The organism is Sphingobacterium sp. GW821-FHT03E03, from assembly GCF_059420745.1.
The window spans coordinates 111624-125339 of sequence record NZ_JBWKUH010000011.1 but is presented as its reverse complement, the minus strand read 5'-3'; the positions used below and the strand labels follow the sequence as shown (position 1 = coordinate 125339).

Sequence of the window (13716 nt, the reverse complement as noted above, 5' to 3'; positions counted from 1 at the left end):
TCAAAGGCAATTTGCGATCTCGTTAGTCAAGCTGACAAAATCGTCTACAGTTAACCGTTCGGCCCGCAGCTCATAAAGCGGATTATCTGACATCTTATCTTTTGGGACAACCCCTGAAAGGGAATTGCGTAAGGTTTTGCGGCGTTGATTGAATCCTGCTTTGACGACGCGCCAAAATAGCTTCTCATCACAGGCCAGTTGCTCACGGTCATTGCGGGTCATACGGATGACACCCGACAGTACCTTAGGCGGCGGATTAAAAGCGCCAGCCTTTACAGTAAAGAGATATTCTACTTTATAGTAAGCCTGTAAAAACACACTCAGAATTCCATACTCTTTACTGCCTGCTTTCGCTGTACAGCGCTCAGCGACTTCTTTTTGAAACATACCTGTCATCTGAACAACACGTTGACGTTCGTCCAAAATTTTGAAGAGGATCTGAGAGGAAATATTATAGGGAAAGTTGCCAATGACAGCCATCTTTTCGCCAAAATATTGTGAAAAATCAAGGTTTAGAAAATCGCCGTGGATCAATCTTTTTCCCAGCTGTGGGTATTTATCGTCCAAATAGGCAATCGATTCATCATCAACATCGATCAGATAGGTCTCATATTCTTCTTTCTGTAATAGAAAGTCGGAAAGGACACCCATTCCCGGACCAACTTCGAGTACCTGGCTGAAACCCAATTTAGGATCCAATGCCTCTACAATACGTTGTGCGGCATTCTTATCGTTTAAGAAATGCTGTCCTAGATGTTTTTTTGCTCTAACTGTACTCATGATGCAAAATTAGAAATTAAAAAGCTTTATAAAGTAAAAAGTCGAAATTAAAAGCCTAATCAACATCTCAATACTCATATCTAACTACTCAATACTAAAAAAAAATCCCTATTTTTGATTCAAAGCATTTAAAAAGGATGAGTGATAAACTAAAAATCGGAATTACCGTAGGGGATATTAATGGTATTGGACTTGAAGTAATTATCAAGTCATTGGTAGATCAACGTATGTGCGATTTTTTCACACCAATTGTTTATGGAAATACAAAAGTTGCCTCTTTTCATCGGAAAGCGGTGGGAATAAACGATTTTAGTTTTAATGTAGTCAATGATGCTGAACAAGCCCATCCTAAAAGGGCAAATATGATCAATTGCTGGCAGGAAGATGTCAAGATCTCTTTGGGAGAGGAGAACGAAATTGGTGGAAAATATGCTTTTTTGTCTTTGGAAAGAGCGATTGAGGATTTGAAAGCTGGTAAAATAGATGCTTTAGTGACTGCACCCATCAATAAGCATAATATTCAACAGGAGGGATTCCAATTTCCTGGTCATACCGAATATTTGCAGGCCAAAGTTGAAGCTGATGATGTATTGATGTTTATGGTATGTGACGAACTACGCATTGGTGTGGTGACAGGACATATTCCGCTACATGATGTGGCTGCGAATATTACTGAAGAGGCGATACTGAAAAAGCTGATCCTCATGAATGAGTCTTTGAAAAAGGATTTCTGGGTAGAGAAACCCAAAATTGCCGTTTTAGGACTTAATCCACATGCTGGGGATCATGGAATTATCGGTACGGAGGACGACCAGATTATTCGACCAACAGTAGAAAAAGCAAATGAGCAAGGGATTTTTTGTTTTGGACCCTATCCGGCAGATGGTTTCTTTGCAAAAGGAGCATATGAAAAGTTTGATGCCGTATTGGCCATGTACCACGATCAAGGATTAATTCCGTTTAAGCATATCGCAAAAGGTGCTGGTGTAAATTATACAGCAGGATTACCTATTGTACGTACTTCGCCAGATCATGGTACAGGCTACGATATCGCTGGAAAAAATCTGGCTTCACCAAGCTCATTTGTAGAAGCAATTTTCACTGCAGTCCATATTGTAAAACGCCGCAGGGAACAGGCTGAATTACTGAAAAATCCATTGGCATTCCGCAAATTGTCCAAAGATCGGGATTAGGTTGATAATAATTGATGATTTTTTTGATCTATAAGGTTATATAAGTCAGGTTAAGCAGGTGACGAGAACCATAGCCGTCATTAAGGATCGTAATGATTCTCGAGGGATAAGTAAAACAGAAATCGTATCAGCTTACAGCTTCTATAATCAAAATCTCAATACTTAATACTAAAAAAAGTATTACTTTTGCAAACTGTTTGGTTTTTTACCTGCTGTTCTAACTATGTGCGATAATTTACAACATCCAATATTTTCTATCATCAAAGAGCTTGCCGAGCAGACAAATACGGAGTGTTATGTCATCGGAGGGTATGTACGCGACTACATTATGAAGCGTCCATTCAAGAATGATGTGGATATTGTTGTGGTGGGAAGTGGTATTGAATTTGCAACTTTATTAGGTGAAAGGCTTCATACTAAAGTGGCGGTCTATAAGAATTTTGGAACTGCAATGCTCGTTTTTGAGGGCTTGAATGTAGAGTTTGTGGGTGCGCGGAGGGAATCTTACCGAGCGAACTCCCGAAAACCAATTGTAGAGGATGGCACATTGACCGATGATCAAAACCGTCGTGATTTTACCATCAACGCCATGGCTTTTTCGCTGAATAAAGCCGATTACGGTACATTGGTAGACCCCTTCGATGGGGTAAAGGATCTCGAGCACCGTGTGATTCGGACGCCTCTTAATCCAATTGAAACTTTTTCAGACGATCCATTGCGTATGATGCGTGCGATCCGTTTTGCAACCCAGCTAAATTTCAAGATTGACATTGCGGCTATTACAGCAATTACTGATACAAAAGAACGTATTAAGATTATTTCGAGGGAACGGATTATCGATGAGATCAATAAGATCATTCTTTCCCCAAAACCCTCGGTGGGTTTTAAATACCTTTTTGATACAGGCTTATTAGAATTGATTTTTCCGGCCATGTACAACCTGCATGGAGTTGATATTATTGATGGAAAAGGACATAAGGATAATTTCTACCACACATTGGAAGTACTGGATAATGTGTGTGAATTATCAGGGGATCTCTGGTTGCGCTGGGCTGCTATTATGCACGATATTGCTAAACCTGCGACAAAACGTTTTGATAAGAAATTGGGCTGGACATTTCATGGGCATGAAGACCGTGGCGCACGTATGGTGCCTAAGCTTTTTGCTGAACTAAAATTGCCGCTTCATGAAAAGATGAAATTCGTACAGAAACTTGTACAATTGCATCTTCGTCCGATTGTCCTTGCTCAGGATATTGTGACAGATTCTGCTGTCAGACGCTTATTATTTGAAGCAGGTGATGACATTGATGCATTAATGATGCTGTGCCACGCCGATGTGACAACGAAGAATGAGTTTAAAAAGAAAAAGTACCGCCAAAATTTTGAACTTGTCAAGCAGAAACTAAAGGATGTAGAGGAACGTGACAAGATACGAAATTGGCAACCGCCGATCAGTGGAGAAGATATTATGATACTTTTTGGATTAACACCCGGCCGCGCTGTTGGGCAATTAAAAAACTTGATCCGCGAGGCTATTTTGGAGGGTGAGATTCCGAATTCCCGGATTGAAGCCTATCAATATCTAGTAAAAAAGGCTGGAGACATGGGTTTGGAGGTCAAACAAGAAATCCAGTTGGAAATTTCCAATTCTTAAAATATAGTATTAATTTTAAACTGCTAAAAAGAAGAATACATAGAAGATGGCAATTTATAGATTTAGAGTTACTTTTGAAGATTATGAAGATGTATATCGTGAAATTGATATGCCTTCGAAAAGTACATTTTTAGACATGCACGAGGAAATCCATAAAACGACAGGTTATGCGACGGATACTTCTTCCTCTTTTTATGTGAGCAATGATCAATGGAAAAAAGGGACAGAAATAGCGTTTAAACCGACCCAGCGAAAAAAAGATGCTGAAGTTTTGTTAATGGAGAATATTCGCCTGAGCAAGTTTATTGATGATCCTCACCAAAAGTTTTATTACGTCTATAATTTTGACCGCCCTTATGATTTTCAAGTGGAGCTGATCAAGATTTTGAAAGAGGAAGTGGGTAAAGACTATCCGGCATTATTCAAATCTGTTGGCCAGGTGCCTAAAACTATGACTGCCGCTAACTTCCCGGTATCCGATGCTGTTGAGGAGGATGAATTTGTTGAGGAAGATGATACACAATATGGTGTGGATGACGAAGACGAATTAGATGGCTTTGATAGCGAAGATGAAGACGAAGAGGGTGAAGGCGAGGAAGAGCGCGAGGGATCTAACGGCTATGAAGACGAATATTAATTGAAAATGCTTTCAATGCATATTTGAGCATTTGAAGCAAATATTATGGCAAAAAAGAAAACACTGATAGCCATTGTAGGTCCGACTGCTGTTGGAAAAACTGCAATGGCTATTTCATTAGCTCAATATTTTAAGACCGAAATTATTTCTGCCGATTCCCGGCAGTTCTATCGCGAGATGACGATTGGTACAGCAAAGCCAGATCTAGAAGAACTGGCTCGTGCTCCGCATCATTTTATAAATTCACATTCCATTACCCAAGATTATTCTGCTGGAGATTTTGAACGGGAAGCCTTACACAAGTTGGATGACCTTTTCCGGCAACATGATGTGGTCGTTATGGTCGGAGGATCTGGACTTTTTGTACGTGCGCTCTGTGAAGGCTTGGATGATCTCCCTAAGGCAGGAGATGAGGTACGTGAAAGACTTAACAATGAAATGACACAGCTGGGGCTTGAACAGATGAAAGAGCGATTAAAAACAATTGATCCAGCCTATTATCAAATCGCTGATATTGATAATCCACAGCGTGTCGTTCGTGCCTTGGAAGTATTTGAGGCAACAGGCAAACCCATGTCCTTTTATCACAAAAAAAACCTAAGTAAGAGACCATTTGATATCCTGACGATCGGATTGAATATGGCACGTCCGCAGTTGTACGAAAGGATTAATCTTCGGGTGGAACGTATGATGGAATTGGGATTGTTGGAAGAGGTAAAATCATTATTTCCCTTTAGAAACAAGCCGGCTTTGTTGACGGTAGGCTACGCTGAATTGTTTGATTACCTCGACGGAAATATTTCCTTGGAAGAAGCTGTGGAGAGGATCAAGCAAAATTCAAGACGCTATGCGAAGCGGCAGATTACCTGGTTTAAAAAATATGGCAATACCTCGTGGTTTCAACCTGATGAAACAGGGACGGTTATTGATTTCATAAATGCTAAGCTAATTGAAGGGAACATAATAAGTTAATCAGCATCTCATTACAATAAAACTTTCATTCTCTCACGAGAGGAACAACAGTTATAAAAATTAACTGAAGATTCTTTCTAGCCAATACAAAGAAAAAGGCTCTTGGTGGTCACCAAGAGCCTTTTTTATGAACCTTATTAGCTTACTTTACCAAGTAATTCCATCCAAATGGATCGGCTACTTTACCATAGCGCAATTCATTTAGATAATGTAAAACTCTATTGGAGAACTCACGGCCCTCAACTGGAGGTAAATTGTAGTCTTGTCCTTCAAAACCGATCCGGCTAATGTCAGTAATCGTAGCAGCTGTTCCTGCAGCAAATGCCTCAGTAACTGTACCTGCTTTAATCCCATCAATAAGCTCCTGTACGGATACTTTCCGCTGCTCAGTTTTATAACCCCATTTCTCTGCCAATTCCATAATCGTACGACGCGTTACACCATGTAAGATGGTATCGCCATGCGGCGTGATAATGGTATCACCAATACGGAAGATTAGGTTTGCGGTACCCGCTTCTTCGATATATTTGTGTTCTGAAGCATCAGTCCACATAATTTGATCGTAGCCTTCATCGTTAGCTAATTGGGTCGGATAAAGCGACAGCGCATAATTACCTGCATTTTTCGAGAATCCAACACCGCCTTCAGCTGCACGTGTATAGTACGTTTCAACTTTTAAGCTAATCGGTTTACTATAGTAAGCACCTACTGGGCCCGTGATAATGATAAACTTGTATGATTTGGATGGATGTACGCCCAACGCAGCTTCAGTACCGAACATAAATGGACGTATATACAAAGAAGAACCTTCTTTAGCAGGAACCCAATTACGGTCAATATCCAATAGTTTGTTCAGACCATCCATAAAAATTTCCTCAGGAACCTCAGGCATCTGAAGGCGTGCTGCAGATTTGTTGAATCTTTCCCAGTTTCTGTCTGGACGAAAGATGCTCACTGTACCATCTGCGAATTTATAGGCTTTAATACCTTCAAAGATCGCTTGACCATAATGTAAAGCTGACATGGAAGGACTGAAACTGATATTTCCGTAAGGGACGATGCTGACATCTTTCCATTCACCATCATCATAGTCTGCGACCAGCATGTGGTCGGATAATATCTTTCCGAATTTTAGATTGTCGAAATCTACTTGCGAGAGTCTTGAATTTTGAGTTGGCTCTACGCGAATTGAATAGTTCTCTGTCGCGTTCATCTTATTTTTTATATTACTTAGGCTAAGTTAGGAAAAATTGAAATATAAATCGCACTTTGCTACGATAATTTCCCGTTTAGAAAAATGCCTTTTATTTCGGACAGTCATTCTCCTATTTACTACACTTCCCTATGAAAATGAAAAATAAACCGATAAAATTTATCGAAGCAACCTGCTTTCAATTAATTGTATTAATTTTGTGTTAATTAATACTGTTTCTGTATTTGTGGCATAAAGTTTGGCAATAAAGACTGCGACCGTAGATGGGCATTGGGTCGCTTTACGCTATAAAATCACTTATCATAAAATAAACTTAGTATGGAATTGACTCACCGTCTTAACAAAAGCAATGAAGTAACATCGGGTGAAACTCGCGAATTGTTACAGCGTGATGTTGAAATTCAAAAGAAAGGTATTTCTGTGAATTTTATTCTTGGTTTTTTTGTGTTTTTGTATAAAACCGCAATTAAACCCTAAAAAAACAGAGATTAGCCAAGATAGTCTCGAAAAATTTTGGCTAATCTCCCCAAGAATAGACGTTCGGTCAATCTTGTAAAATCTTTAAAAGCGGGTCAAGATATTCTCTATTATTGCTCAATCGAGGGACTTTATTCTGTCCACCCAGTTTACCTCTAGATTTCATCCACTTATAAAAAGTATCTGATGGTGCATTATGGACAATTGGCGGGCGAAGTGCCATGTTCTTGAATCGCTTTGCGTCGTAATCTGAATTTATTTCCCTCAACTTGGCATCCAATATTTCACAAAAACGTTTAAAATCGTTGGGTTGCTGTTCAAATTCAATGACCCATTCGTGCGCGCCTGCTTCGGCATCCCTAAAATAAACTGGTCCTGCGGTGTAATCTTTTATACGCGCATTTGTCAGTTTGCTTGCTTCGGCTAGTGCCTGTTCGGCATTGTCAACAATCACTTCTTCACCAAATGTATTGATATATTGTTTTGTACGTCCCGATATCTGAAAGCGGTAGGGAGACAAAGACGTAAACTTGATTGTGTCGCCTATTTTATAACGCCATAGTCCGGCATTGGTGGAAATGATCAGCGCATAGTTCTTGCCGATTTCTACCTGATCCAAACGTAGCGTTGTCGGGTTTTCCTCATGCATTCGTTCCGTGGGAAGGAATTCGTAATAAATCCCATAATCCAACATGAGCAGAAGATCTTCAGAATCCGATTCATCCTGTAACCCAAAATACCCTTCTGAGGCATTGTAGTTTTCTAGATAGTACATCTTATCTGAAGGAATCAGTTTGTGGAACTGCTCGCGGTAGGGCTTGAAACTCACACCTCCATGACCATAAAACTCAAGGTTTGGCCATACTTCCAATAGATTGTTCTTGCCTGTGATTTCCAGTACACGTTTAGCCATCACAATATTCCATGTTGGTACACCCGCCAGACTAGTGACATTTTCTTTGATGGTAATTTGCGCGATCTGCTCAATTTTCTCTTCAAAATTGGGATTTAAAGTCACCTCCATGTTTGGGGTTCGTTTGAATTCCGCCCAAAATGGAAGGTTGCGGATCAGGATGGAAGATAGATCTCCATAATAGGAGTCTGGGCTAAAGTTGTTGATCTGCGATGAACCGCCGATGACAACAGACTTTCCTGTAAAAACACGGTTTTCAGGTCTATTGTGACAGTATATAGTCAACATGTCCTTCCCTCCCTGGAAGTGGCATTCTTCTAGGGCCTCTTCGCTCACCGGTATAAATTTGCTACGATCAGAGGTTGTTCCAGAAGATTTTGCAAACCATTTGATATCCGAAGGCCACAGAATATTCTGTTCACCTTTGATCATCCGATCTACATAACCTTTGATATCGTCATAATCCTGTATAGGTACGCGCTCTTTGAAGATTTCTGGGGTGAGTATGCTGGTGTAGTCGTATTTTTTTCCCCATTCCGTCGCCTCGGCAGTAGAAATTAAACTTTGGAACCATTCCTCTTGTACATCGTGGGGATATTTCATGAAAAGCTCGATTTGGTGAATCCTTTTTTTCATGAACCAAGTAAAAATGGAGTTTAATAAGGCCATAGAGGGTATTCGTTATGCTTTAAAATTTTTTCCTTCTTAATTCAAAATGACGACCAAGATAGAATTTTCGGGCCAGTTCATTATCCGCGATTTCTTCAGGTGTGCCCGTAAGCATAATCTTTCCTTCGGTCAAAAGGTAGGCCCTATCCGTAATGGATAAAGTTTCCTGTACGTTGTGGTCGGTGATTAAGATGCCAATATTACGTGTTTTGAGTTTAGCAACAATCGTTTGGATTTCCTCTACGGCAATAGGGTCAACCCCTGCAAATGGCTCATCCAATAGGATAAACGATGGATTTGCGGCCAATGCTCGAGCGATTTCCGTACGTCGGCGCTCGCCCCCCGACAAAAGATCACCTCTGTTTTTACGGACACGATGCAGACTGAATTCGGATAGCAATTCTTCCAACTTGGCCATACGTTCTTCTTTGTTGGGATAGTGGATCTCCAGTACAGCGAGGATATTGTTTTCTACGGATAACTTGCGGAAAACAGAAGCTTCCTGTGCCAAATAACCTATTCCACGCTGCGCGCGTTGGTACATCGCATCTTGCGTGATCTCTTGATCATCTAAAAATACTTTTCCGTCATTGGGTTTGATCAGACCTACAATCATATAAAATGAGGTCGTTTTACCAGCACCATTGGGCCCCAGTAACCCGACAATCTCTCCTTGTTCTACATGAAAGGATACGTTGTTGACAACAGTACGTTGTTTATATTTTTTTATGAGATGTTCTGCCTTTAAAATCATCTTCTTGATTTATCTTGTCACTATAAATTTCTGCTCTACTTATTCCGCAAAATGCCAGATAATGCTGAATTTACCGTTGGAGCATTTGAATGCAAATCTATGGTAAATATATTTAATATCTTCTTAGTATTAAGTATTTAGATGCTAAAACGCTAATATCGAATTCCCTTGATGTTAAGCTGTAAGTTTCTTTTATTGCGCCACACATTCTCTTCAATGCTATAACAGATATCAAAACTCTGCCCCGAATTGATATGATCAATATGTTCTGCTAATCCGAAACCGATGCAATCAAAAGATGGAGAGTCTTCCTGGACAACTGTCATTTTTAAATGATTTGTACCTACAGGGAAAGCCGACCCTACTGAACTCACTTTCTTACTCAAGAAAATTGGTGACTCATTTTGTGGGCCAAAAGGTTCAAACTGTTGGAGTATGCGAAAAAATTTAGCGTCTATATCCTTCAGATGGAGTTTAGCATCGATCTGAATTTCTTGTGTCAGCATTTCGGGACTGATCCTACGAGCCACGACCTCTTCAAATCGATCTTGAAACAGGCTTACATTGTCCAGTGACATGGTCAGTCCAGCAGCATATTTGTGCCCTCCAAATTGCTCCAGTAAATCAGCACATTCGTTTAATGCTTCATATAGATCAAATCCGATTACTGATCGACACGAGCCCGCGATATGGCCATTCGTTTCCGTCAATATAATGGTGGGACGGTAATATTTCTCAGTCAATCGTGAAGCCACAATACCGATTACACCTTTATGCCAGTCTGATTTGTATAATACGGTAGATTTTCGGCTCTTGAGAACTACATTTTCTTCAATGAGCGCCAGCGCCTCCTCCGTTATTTTAAGGTCAAAATCCTTGCGGACATTGTTTTGATCATCAATGCTCGAACTAAAGTCTTTCGCTTCCTGTAGGGATTTTGAAATTAATAATTTGACGGCATCCTTAGCGTGGTCAATGCGGCCGGCTGCATTGATGCGTGGGCCGATTTGGAATACGATGTCATTGACCGTAAAAATCTTTGTTCTATTGTTGGATAGGTCAACCAATGCTTTTAATCCCACGCAGGGATTGGTATTGAGCTTGATCAACCCAAAGTGGCTTAAGATTCTATTCTCCCCAGTGATTGGGACAATATCTGATGCTATACTCACTGCAACCAGATCTAAAAATTGATAACAGGCATTGATATCCATTCCGTTGGTCAGTATGAACGCCTGGATGATCTTGAAGCCGATACCGCAACCAGAAAGTTCCTTGTAGGGATAATCACAATCTACACGTTTTGGATCTAAGACAGCGAAAGCGTTTGGAAGTTCTTCACCTGGGAGATGGTGGTCGCCAATGATAAAGTCTATCCCCTTCGTGTTGGCATAGTCAATTTTATCAATGGCTTTTATCCCACAGTCTAATGCAATAATAAGAGAAAAGCCATTGGCAGCGGCATAATCAATGCCCTGCGTAGATATACCATAGCCTTCTGCATAACGGTCCGGAATATAAAACTCCAGTTGACTATGAAATTCTCTGAAAAAACTGTAGACTACAGCAACTGCCGTAGTGCCATCAACATCGTAATCACCATAGATCAGGATCTTTTCTTTATTGCCGATAGCCTGAATGATTCGAGATATGGCTTTTTCCATATCCTTCATCAAAAAAGGATCGTGCAAATCGGACAATTGTGGCCTAAAAAACTGTTTCGCTTCGTCAAAACTTCCAATTCCCCTGTTGACGAGCAACTCTGCTAACACAGCGTTGATGTTTAATTCCTCGCGCAGTTTGTTGGTTATTTTGACATCAGTTTTAGATTTTAGTACCCACCTTTTTTGCATATCTTTGCACAATATTTTAAGTGTAAATATACGTTTTCAGGCTGGACTTACCTAATTCCTAAACCTTGTATTGGCCGCCTGTCGCTTAAAGTGCATATTCCCAATGTTTTAAATATGGTACAGGCTTATTCTCTATATGAAGGTTCTTTTTCTGTCGATAAGAGTAGAAAATTCGTTCCCTTTGATCCATCTGTGGATGATCCGAAAGATCGTCCGGGATCCATGTTTATCCATGTCCATCCTTTTTTGATCAAAACAGAATCAGGTATTGTGATCTGTGATACCGGTTTGGGGCATACCGATGACAGTGGTGTGCTGAAGTTGCACAACAATATCCGGAAATTGGGTTATGAGCCAGACGATGTGAAATACGTATTAATGTCGCACCTGCATAAGGATCATGCCGGTGGTATGGTAAGTATGGAAAGTGGCTCCCCCCGAATTGCATTTCCCGAAGCTGAATATATAGTGCAAAGGGGAGAATGGGAAGATGCCTATTCCGGGATTTCGAGCTCATACCGTACAGAAATTTTTGATGTTGTCCAACGAAGTGGAAACTTGGTATTGGTAGAAGGAGAGGGGCAAGTAAATACTGAAATCAGTTATGTTCATAATGGTGGGCATACGCCACATCACCAAGCTTTTCATATCCGTACAGGTGGAATGCATTATTTTTTCGGGGGCGATGTGTTACCTGAACCAGAAGAGATTTTTCATAATTATGTAGCTAAATATGATTTTGATGGTCGGCGCTCGAAGGAGCTACGGCAAGCTTATTGGGGAGAAGGAGCTCCAGAAGGTTGGACCTTTTTATTCTATCACTCCAAAAATATAACCATTGGCCATAGCCAACTGCGGCCTGATGGAAGTTATAAACTGGTTGATGCAGTGTAGTGCGGGCGAAAATGGGTGATATGCCAACCAAAAAGCCTCATAGACTTTCGGATCTATGAGGCTTTTTTGATGTAAGAGTTAATATCCGGCATTCTGCGGGAAAGCAGCGCCAGTATTGCTATCAATGACTTCCTGTGGAATTGGCCAAAGAATAAATTCTTTCTTGACCACGTCTTTAGATTGCGGGTTAAGCGTCTTTACACGGCGTAGAAAAACGTCAGCTCCGAAACGAGATAATGTCATTCTGCGCATTTCTTCCCCCATTAGCTCTCTTGCACGCTCATCCAATATAAAATCTTCGTTGATTGCTGAGGCATTTATTGGAGCAGCTTTTGCACGGGCGCGTACAGCATTGATCGCATCTTTCGCAAGGTCAGGTTTATTCGCTCGCATGTATGCCTCAGCCAATAAAAGATAGGTTTCTGCCAATCGTATTTTGACCCGATCTTTCATGTTTCCTTCAAATGCAGGGTTTGCCGCTGTTTTTCCATAGAAAAATTTGGTAATGGTTGGGAATACATTGCCCGAAGCAATGATTGCATCGGTTAGCTCAACCTTCTTACCGTAAAGTTCAGGAACGGAAGGGTCATTATAATACCAGTCCCGTTTGATATTGTAAGGTGAATTTCTAATATCTTGTTTTTCATAACTATCCAGCCACCATTGGTAAGGACGTACGTGGCCAAGGCCTCTTCCGCCAAGTGAGTCGGCAAGAACAAAACCTTTTTGTTGGGAATAAAAAGGAACCCATGCGCGTTTACTCCAGTCCGTATAATTGTCTCCACCTCCCTGGGTATTGTATTCCAGCTGGATTGCCCAAATGGTTTCTTGATTGCCGGATGAGCGATTTTGATTGTTTTCGATAAACATATCGTGGAAATAGTCGCCGGCTTTATCTTTCTCAGCTCCAAAACGTTGATCGTTCAACTTAAAATAACCACTTTGAATCACTTTGTTAGCTGCTTCAGCTGCCAGATCTGGCTGTCCTGCTTCGATATAGGCCTCTGCAAGGTAATGTAATGCGGCCCATTTTGTCAATTTCCCTTCCTGTACAGTTCCAGGGTTGTCCGGAAGGTTGTCTCCAGCATATTTGAGATCATCGATCATATGTGCCAATATCTCAGCTTTGGGTGTACGGGTAAAATCGCGGCGCGGTGTTGCCGATACCTTGTCTACCCATGGCACATCTCCATAGAGGTTGACCAAATAACGATAGCTATAGGCGCGGAAGAAACGGGCCGTAGCTTCTACACGTTTTGGATCATTCTCTTTGTCTGTCCATTGGATTGTGTTTTTACTTAATGCTTCCAGGATAATATTGGTATTTCCGATAAAACCATAGGCGTACTTCCAATAATTGCGCACATACGACGAAGCCGGATTTAGACTGTAATTGCTAAAAGGCGCTAAAGTTGCATCGGTTCCTGTGGTTTTGATCGCAACAATGTCTGTACCGACCTGTAAAGCCTCCTGTGGGGTAGCTCCCTGAGAGAATATACTGCCGTTCCAGGTCCAGAATTCCATCCGGGCATAAGAATAAAGGCCATTCAATCCAGTTTCGAAACCTTTTGTATTGATATAGGTATTGTCTGGTGATTGAAAACTGCTGGTGTCTTCGTTTAAAAAATTTTTGCTGCAACCGATAAAGATTAAGCTTATACCGGCAACGAATGCATATAAAGTTGTATTTCTTTTCTTCATGAT

Annotated in this window: 12 protein-coding genes; 6 read left to right on the top strand and 6 right to left on the bottom strand. The window is 40.8% G+C overall.

The genetic code is table 11. The annotated features are described in order from the left end of the window. Nucleotides 1-780 (bottom strand): 16S rRNA (adenine(1518)-N(6)/adenine(1519)-N(6))-dimethyltransferase RsmA, encoded by a 780-nt coding sequence (rsmA, locus tag AC07UV_RS14155; RefSeq protein ID WP_104383896.1) that lies wholly within the window; start codon nucleotides 778-780, stop codon nucleotides 1-3. Nucleotides 781-917: 137 nt separating this feature from the next. On the opposite strand from rsmA, the gene pdxA reads away from it, so the two are divergent. From pdxA to miaA, 4 genes are all read left to right on the top strand, one after another. After that, nucleotides 918-1973, top strand: a complete 1056-nt coding sequence (gene pdxA, locus AC07UV_RS14150) for a 4-hydroxythreonine-4-phosphate dehydrogenase PdxA (protein ID WP_282252191.1) — start codon at nucleotides 918-920, stop codon at nucleotides 1971-1973. 223 nt (nucleotides 1974-2196) lie between these two features. Continuing rightward, nucleotides 2197-3630 carry a CCA tRNA nucleotidyltransferase gene (locus AC07UV_RS14145; RefSeq protein ID WP_495184220.1) on the top strand — a complete coding sequence of 478 codons (1434 nt, stop codon included), beginning with the start codon at nucleotides 2197-2199 and terminating at the stop codon, nucleotides 3628-3630. Nucleotides 3631-3676: 46 nt separating this feature from the next. Then, on the top strand, nucleotides 3677-4267 hold the full coding sequence (locus tag AC07UV_RS14140; RefSeq protein WP_495184219.1) for an IS1096 element passenger TnpR family protein: 591 nt from the start codon (nucleotides 3677-3679) through the stop codon (nucleotides 4265-4267). A 45-nt stretch (nucleotides 4268-4312) separates the two neighbouring features. Next, complete coding sequence (gene miaA / locus AC07UV_RS14135) at nucleotides 4313-5239, top strand: tRNA (adenosine(37)-N6)-dimethylallyltransferase MiaA (RefSeq protein ID WP_495184218.1); 927 nt, start codon at nucleotides 4313-4315, stop codon at nucleotides 5237-5239. A 142-nt stretch (nucleotides 5240-5381) separates the two neighbouring features. On the opposite strand, the gene AC07UV_RS14130 is transcribed toward miaA, so the two are convergent. Continuing rightward, a complete protein-coding gene (locus tag AC07UV_RS14130; RefSeq protein ID WP_495184217.1) occupies nucleotides 5382-6452 on the bottom strand; it encodes a branched-chain amino acid aminotransferase in 1071 nt (356 codons plus the stop codon). A gap of 318 nt (nucleotides 6453-6770) precedes the next feature. On the opposite strand from AC07UV_RS14130, the gene AC07UV_RS14125 reads away from it, so the two are divergent. Further along, nucleotides 6771-6929, top strand: a complete 159-nt coding sequence (locus AC07UV_RS14125) for a hypothetical protein (protein ID WP_167457296.1) — start codon at nucleotides 6771-6773, stop codon at nucleotides 6927-6929. Between the two features lie 67 nt (nucleotides 6930-6996). On the opposite strand, the gene AC07UV_RS14120 is transcribed toward AC07UV_RS14125, so the two are convergent. The 3 genes from AC07UV_RS14120 to recJ form a co-directional block, all read right to left on the bottom strand. Beyond that, nucleotides 6997-8511, bottom strand: coding sequence for a GH3 auxin-responsive promoter family protein (locus tag AC07UV_RS14120; protein ID WP_282252199.1), 1515 nt, complete (start codon nucleotides 8509-8511; stop codon nucleotides 6997-6999). A gap of 19 nt (nucleotides 8512-8530) precedes the next feature. Beyond that, a complete protein-coding gene (gene lptB / locus AC07UV_RS14115) occupies nucleotides 8531-9265 on the bottom strand; it encodes an LPS export ABC transporter ATP-binding protein (RefSeq protein ID WP_120260132.1) in 735 nt (244 codons plus the stop codon). 152 nt (nucleotides 9266-9417) lie between these two features. Beyond that, nucleotides 9418-11118 carry a single-stranded-DNA-specific exonuclease RecJ gene (recJ, locus tag AC07UV_RS14110; RefSeq protein ID WP_495184216.1) on the bottom strand — a complete coding sequence of 567 codons (1701 nt, stop codon included), beginning with the start codon at nucleotides 11116-11118 and terminating at the stop codon, nucleotides 9418-9420. 114 nt (nucleotides 11119-11232) lie between these two features. On the opposite strand from recJ, the gene AC07UV_RS14105 reads away from it, so the two are divergent. Beyond that, nucleotides 11233-12012: an MBL fold metallo-hydrolase gene (locus AC07UV_RS14105; protein WP_282256158.1), complete on the top strand. Its 780-nt coding sequence runs from the start codon at nucleotides 11233-11235 to the stop codon at nucleotides 12010-12012. Nucleotides 12013-12090: 78 nt separating this feature from the next. Here AC07UV_RS14105 and AC07UV_RS14100 read toward each other — a convergent pair whose 3' ends face one another. Beyond that, nucleotides 12091-13713, bottom strand: a complete 1623-nt coding sequence (locus tag AC07UV_RS14100; protein ID WP_495184215.1) for a RagB/SusD family nutrient uptake outer membrane protein — start codon at nucleotides 13711-13713, stop codon at nucleotides 12091-12093. Nucleotides 13714-13716 lie beyond the last annotated feature (3 nt).

Excerpts from the sequence above, each read along its gene's own strand:
- lptB (WP_120260132.1), bottom strand. The coding sequence starts at position 9,265 with ATGATTTTAAAGGCAGAACATCTCATAAAAAAATATAAACAACGTACT.
- AC07UV_RS14105 (WP_282256158.1), top strand. The coding sequence starts at position 11,233 with ATGGTACAGGCTTATTCTCTATATGAAGGTTCTTTTTCTGTCGATAAG.
- rsmA (WP_104383896.1), bottom strand. The coding sequence starts at position 780 with ATGAGTACAGTTAGAGCAAAAAAACATCTAGGACAGCATTTCTTAAAC.
- recJ (WP_495184216.1), bottom strand. The coding sequence starts at position 11,118 with ATGCAAAAAAGGTGGGTACTAAAATCTAAAACTGATGTCAAAATAACC.
- AC07UV_RS14100 (WP_495184215.1), bottom strand. The coding sequence starts at position 13,713 with ATGAAGAAAAGAAATACAACTTTATATGCATTCGTTGCCGGTATAAGC.
- AC07UV_RS14145 (WP_495184220.1), top strand. The coding sequence starts at position 2,197 with ATGTGCGATAATTTACAACATCCAATATTTTCTATCATCAAAGAGCTT.
- AC07UV_RS14140 (WP_495184219.1), top strand. The coding sequence starts at position 3,677 with ATGGCAATTTATAGATTTAGAGTTACTTTTGAAGATTATGAAGATGTA.
- AC07UV_RS14120 (WP_282252199.1), bottom strand. The coding sequence starts at position 8,511 with ATGGCCTTATTAAACTCCATTTTTACTTGGTTCATGAAAAAAAGGATT.
- miaA (WP_495184218.1), top strand. The coding sequence starts at position 4,313 with ATGGCAAAAAAGAAAACACTGATAGCCATTGTAGGTCCGACTGCTGTT.
- AC07UV_RS14130 (WP_495184217.1), bottom strand. The coding sequence starts at position 6,452 with ATGAACGCGACAGAGAACTATTCAATTCGCGTAGAGCCAACTCAAAAT.
- pdxA (WP_282252191.1), top strand. The coding sequence starts at position 918 with ATGAGTGATAAACTAAAAATCGGAATTACCGTAGGGGATATTAATGGT.
- AC07UV_RS14125 (WP_167457296.1), top strand. The coding sequence starts at position 6,771 with ATGGAATTGACTCACCGTCTTAACAAAAGCAATGAAGTAACATCGGGT.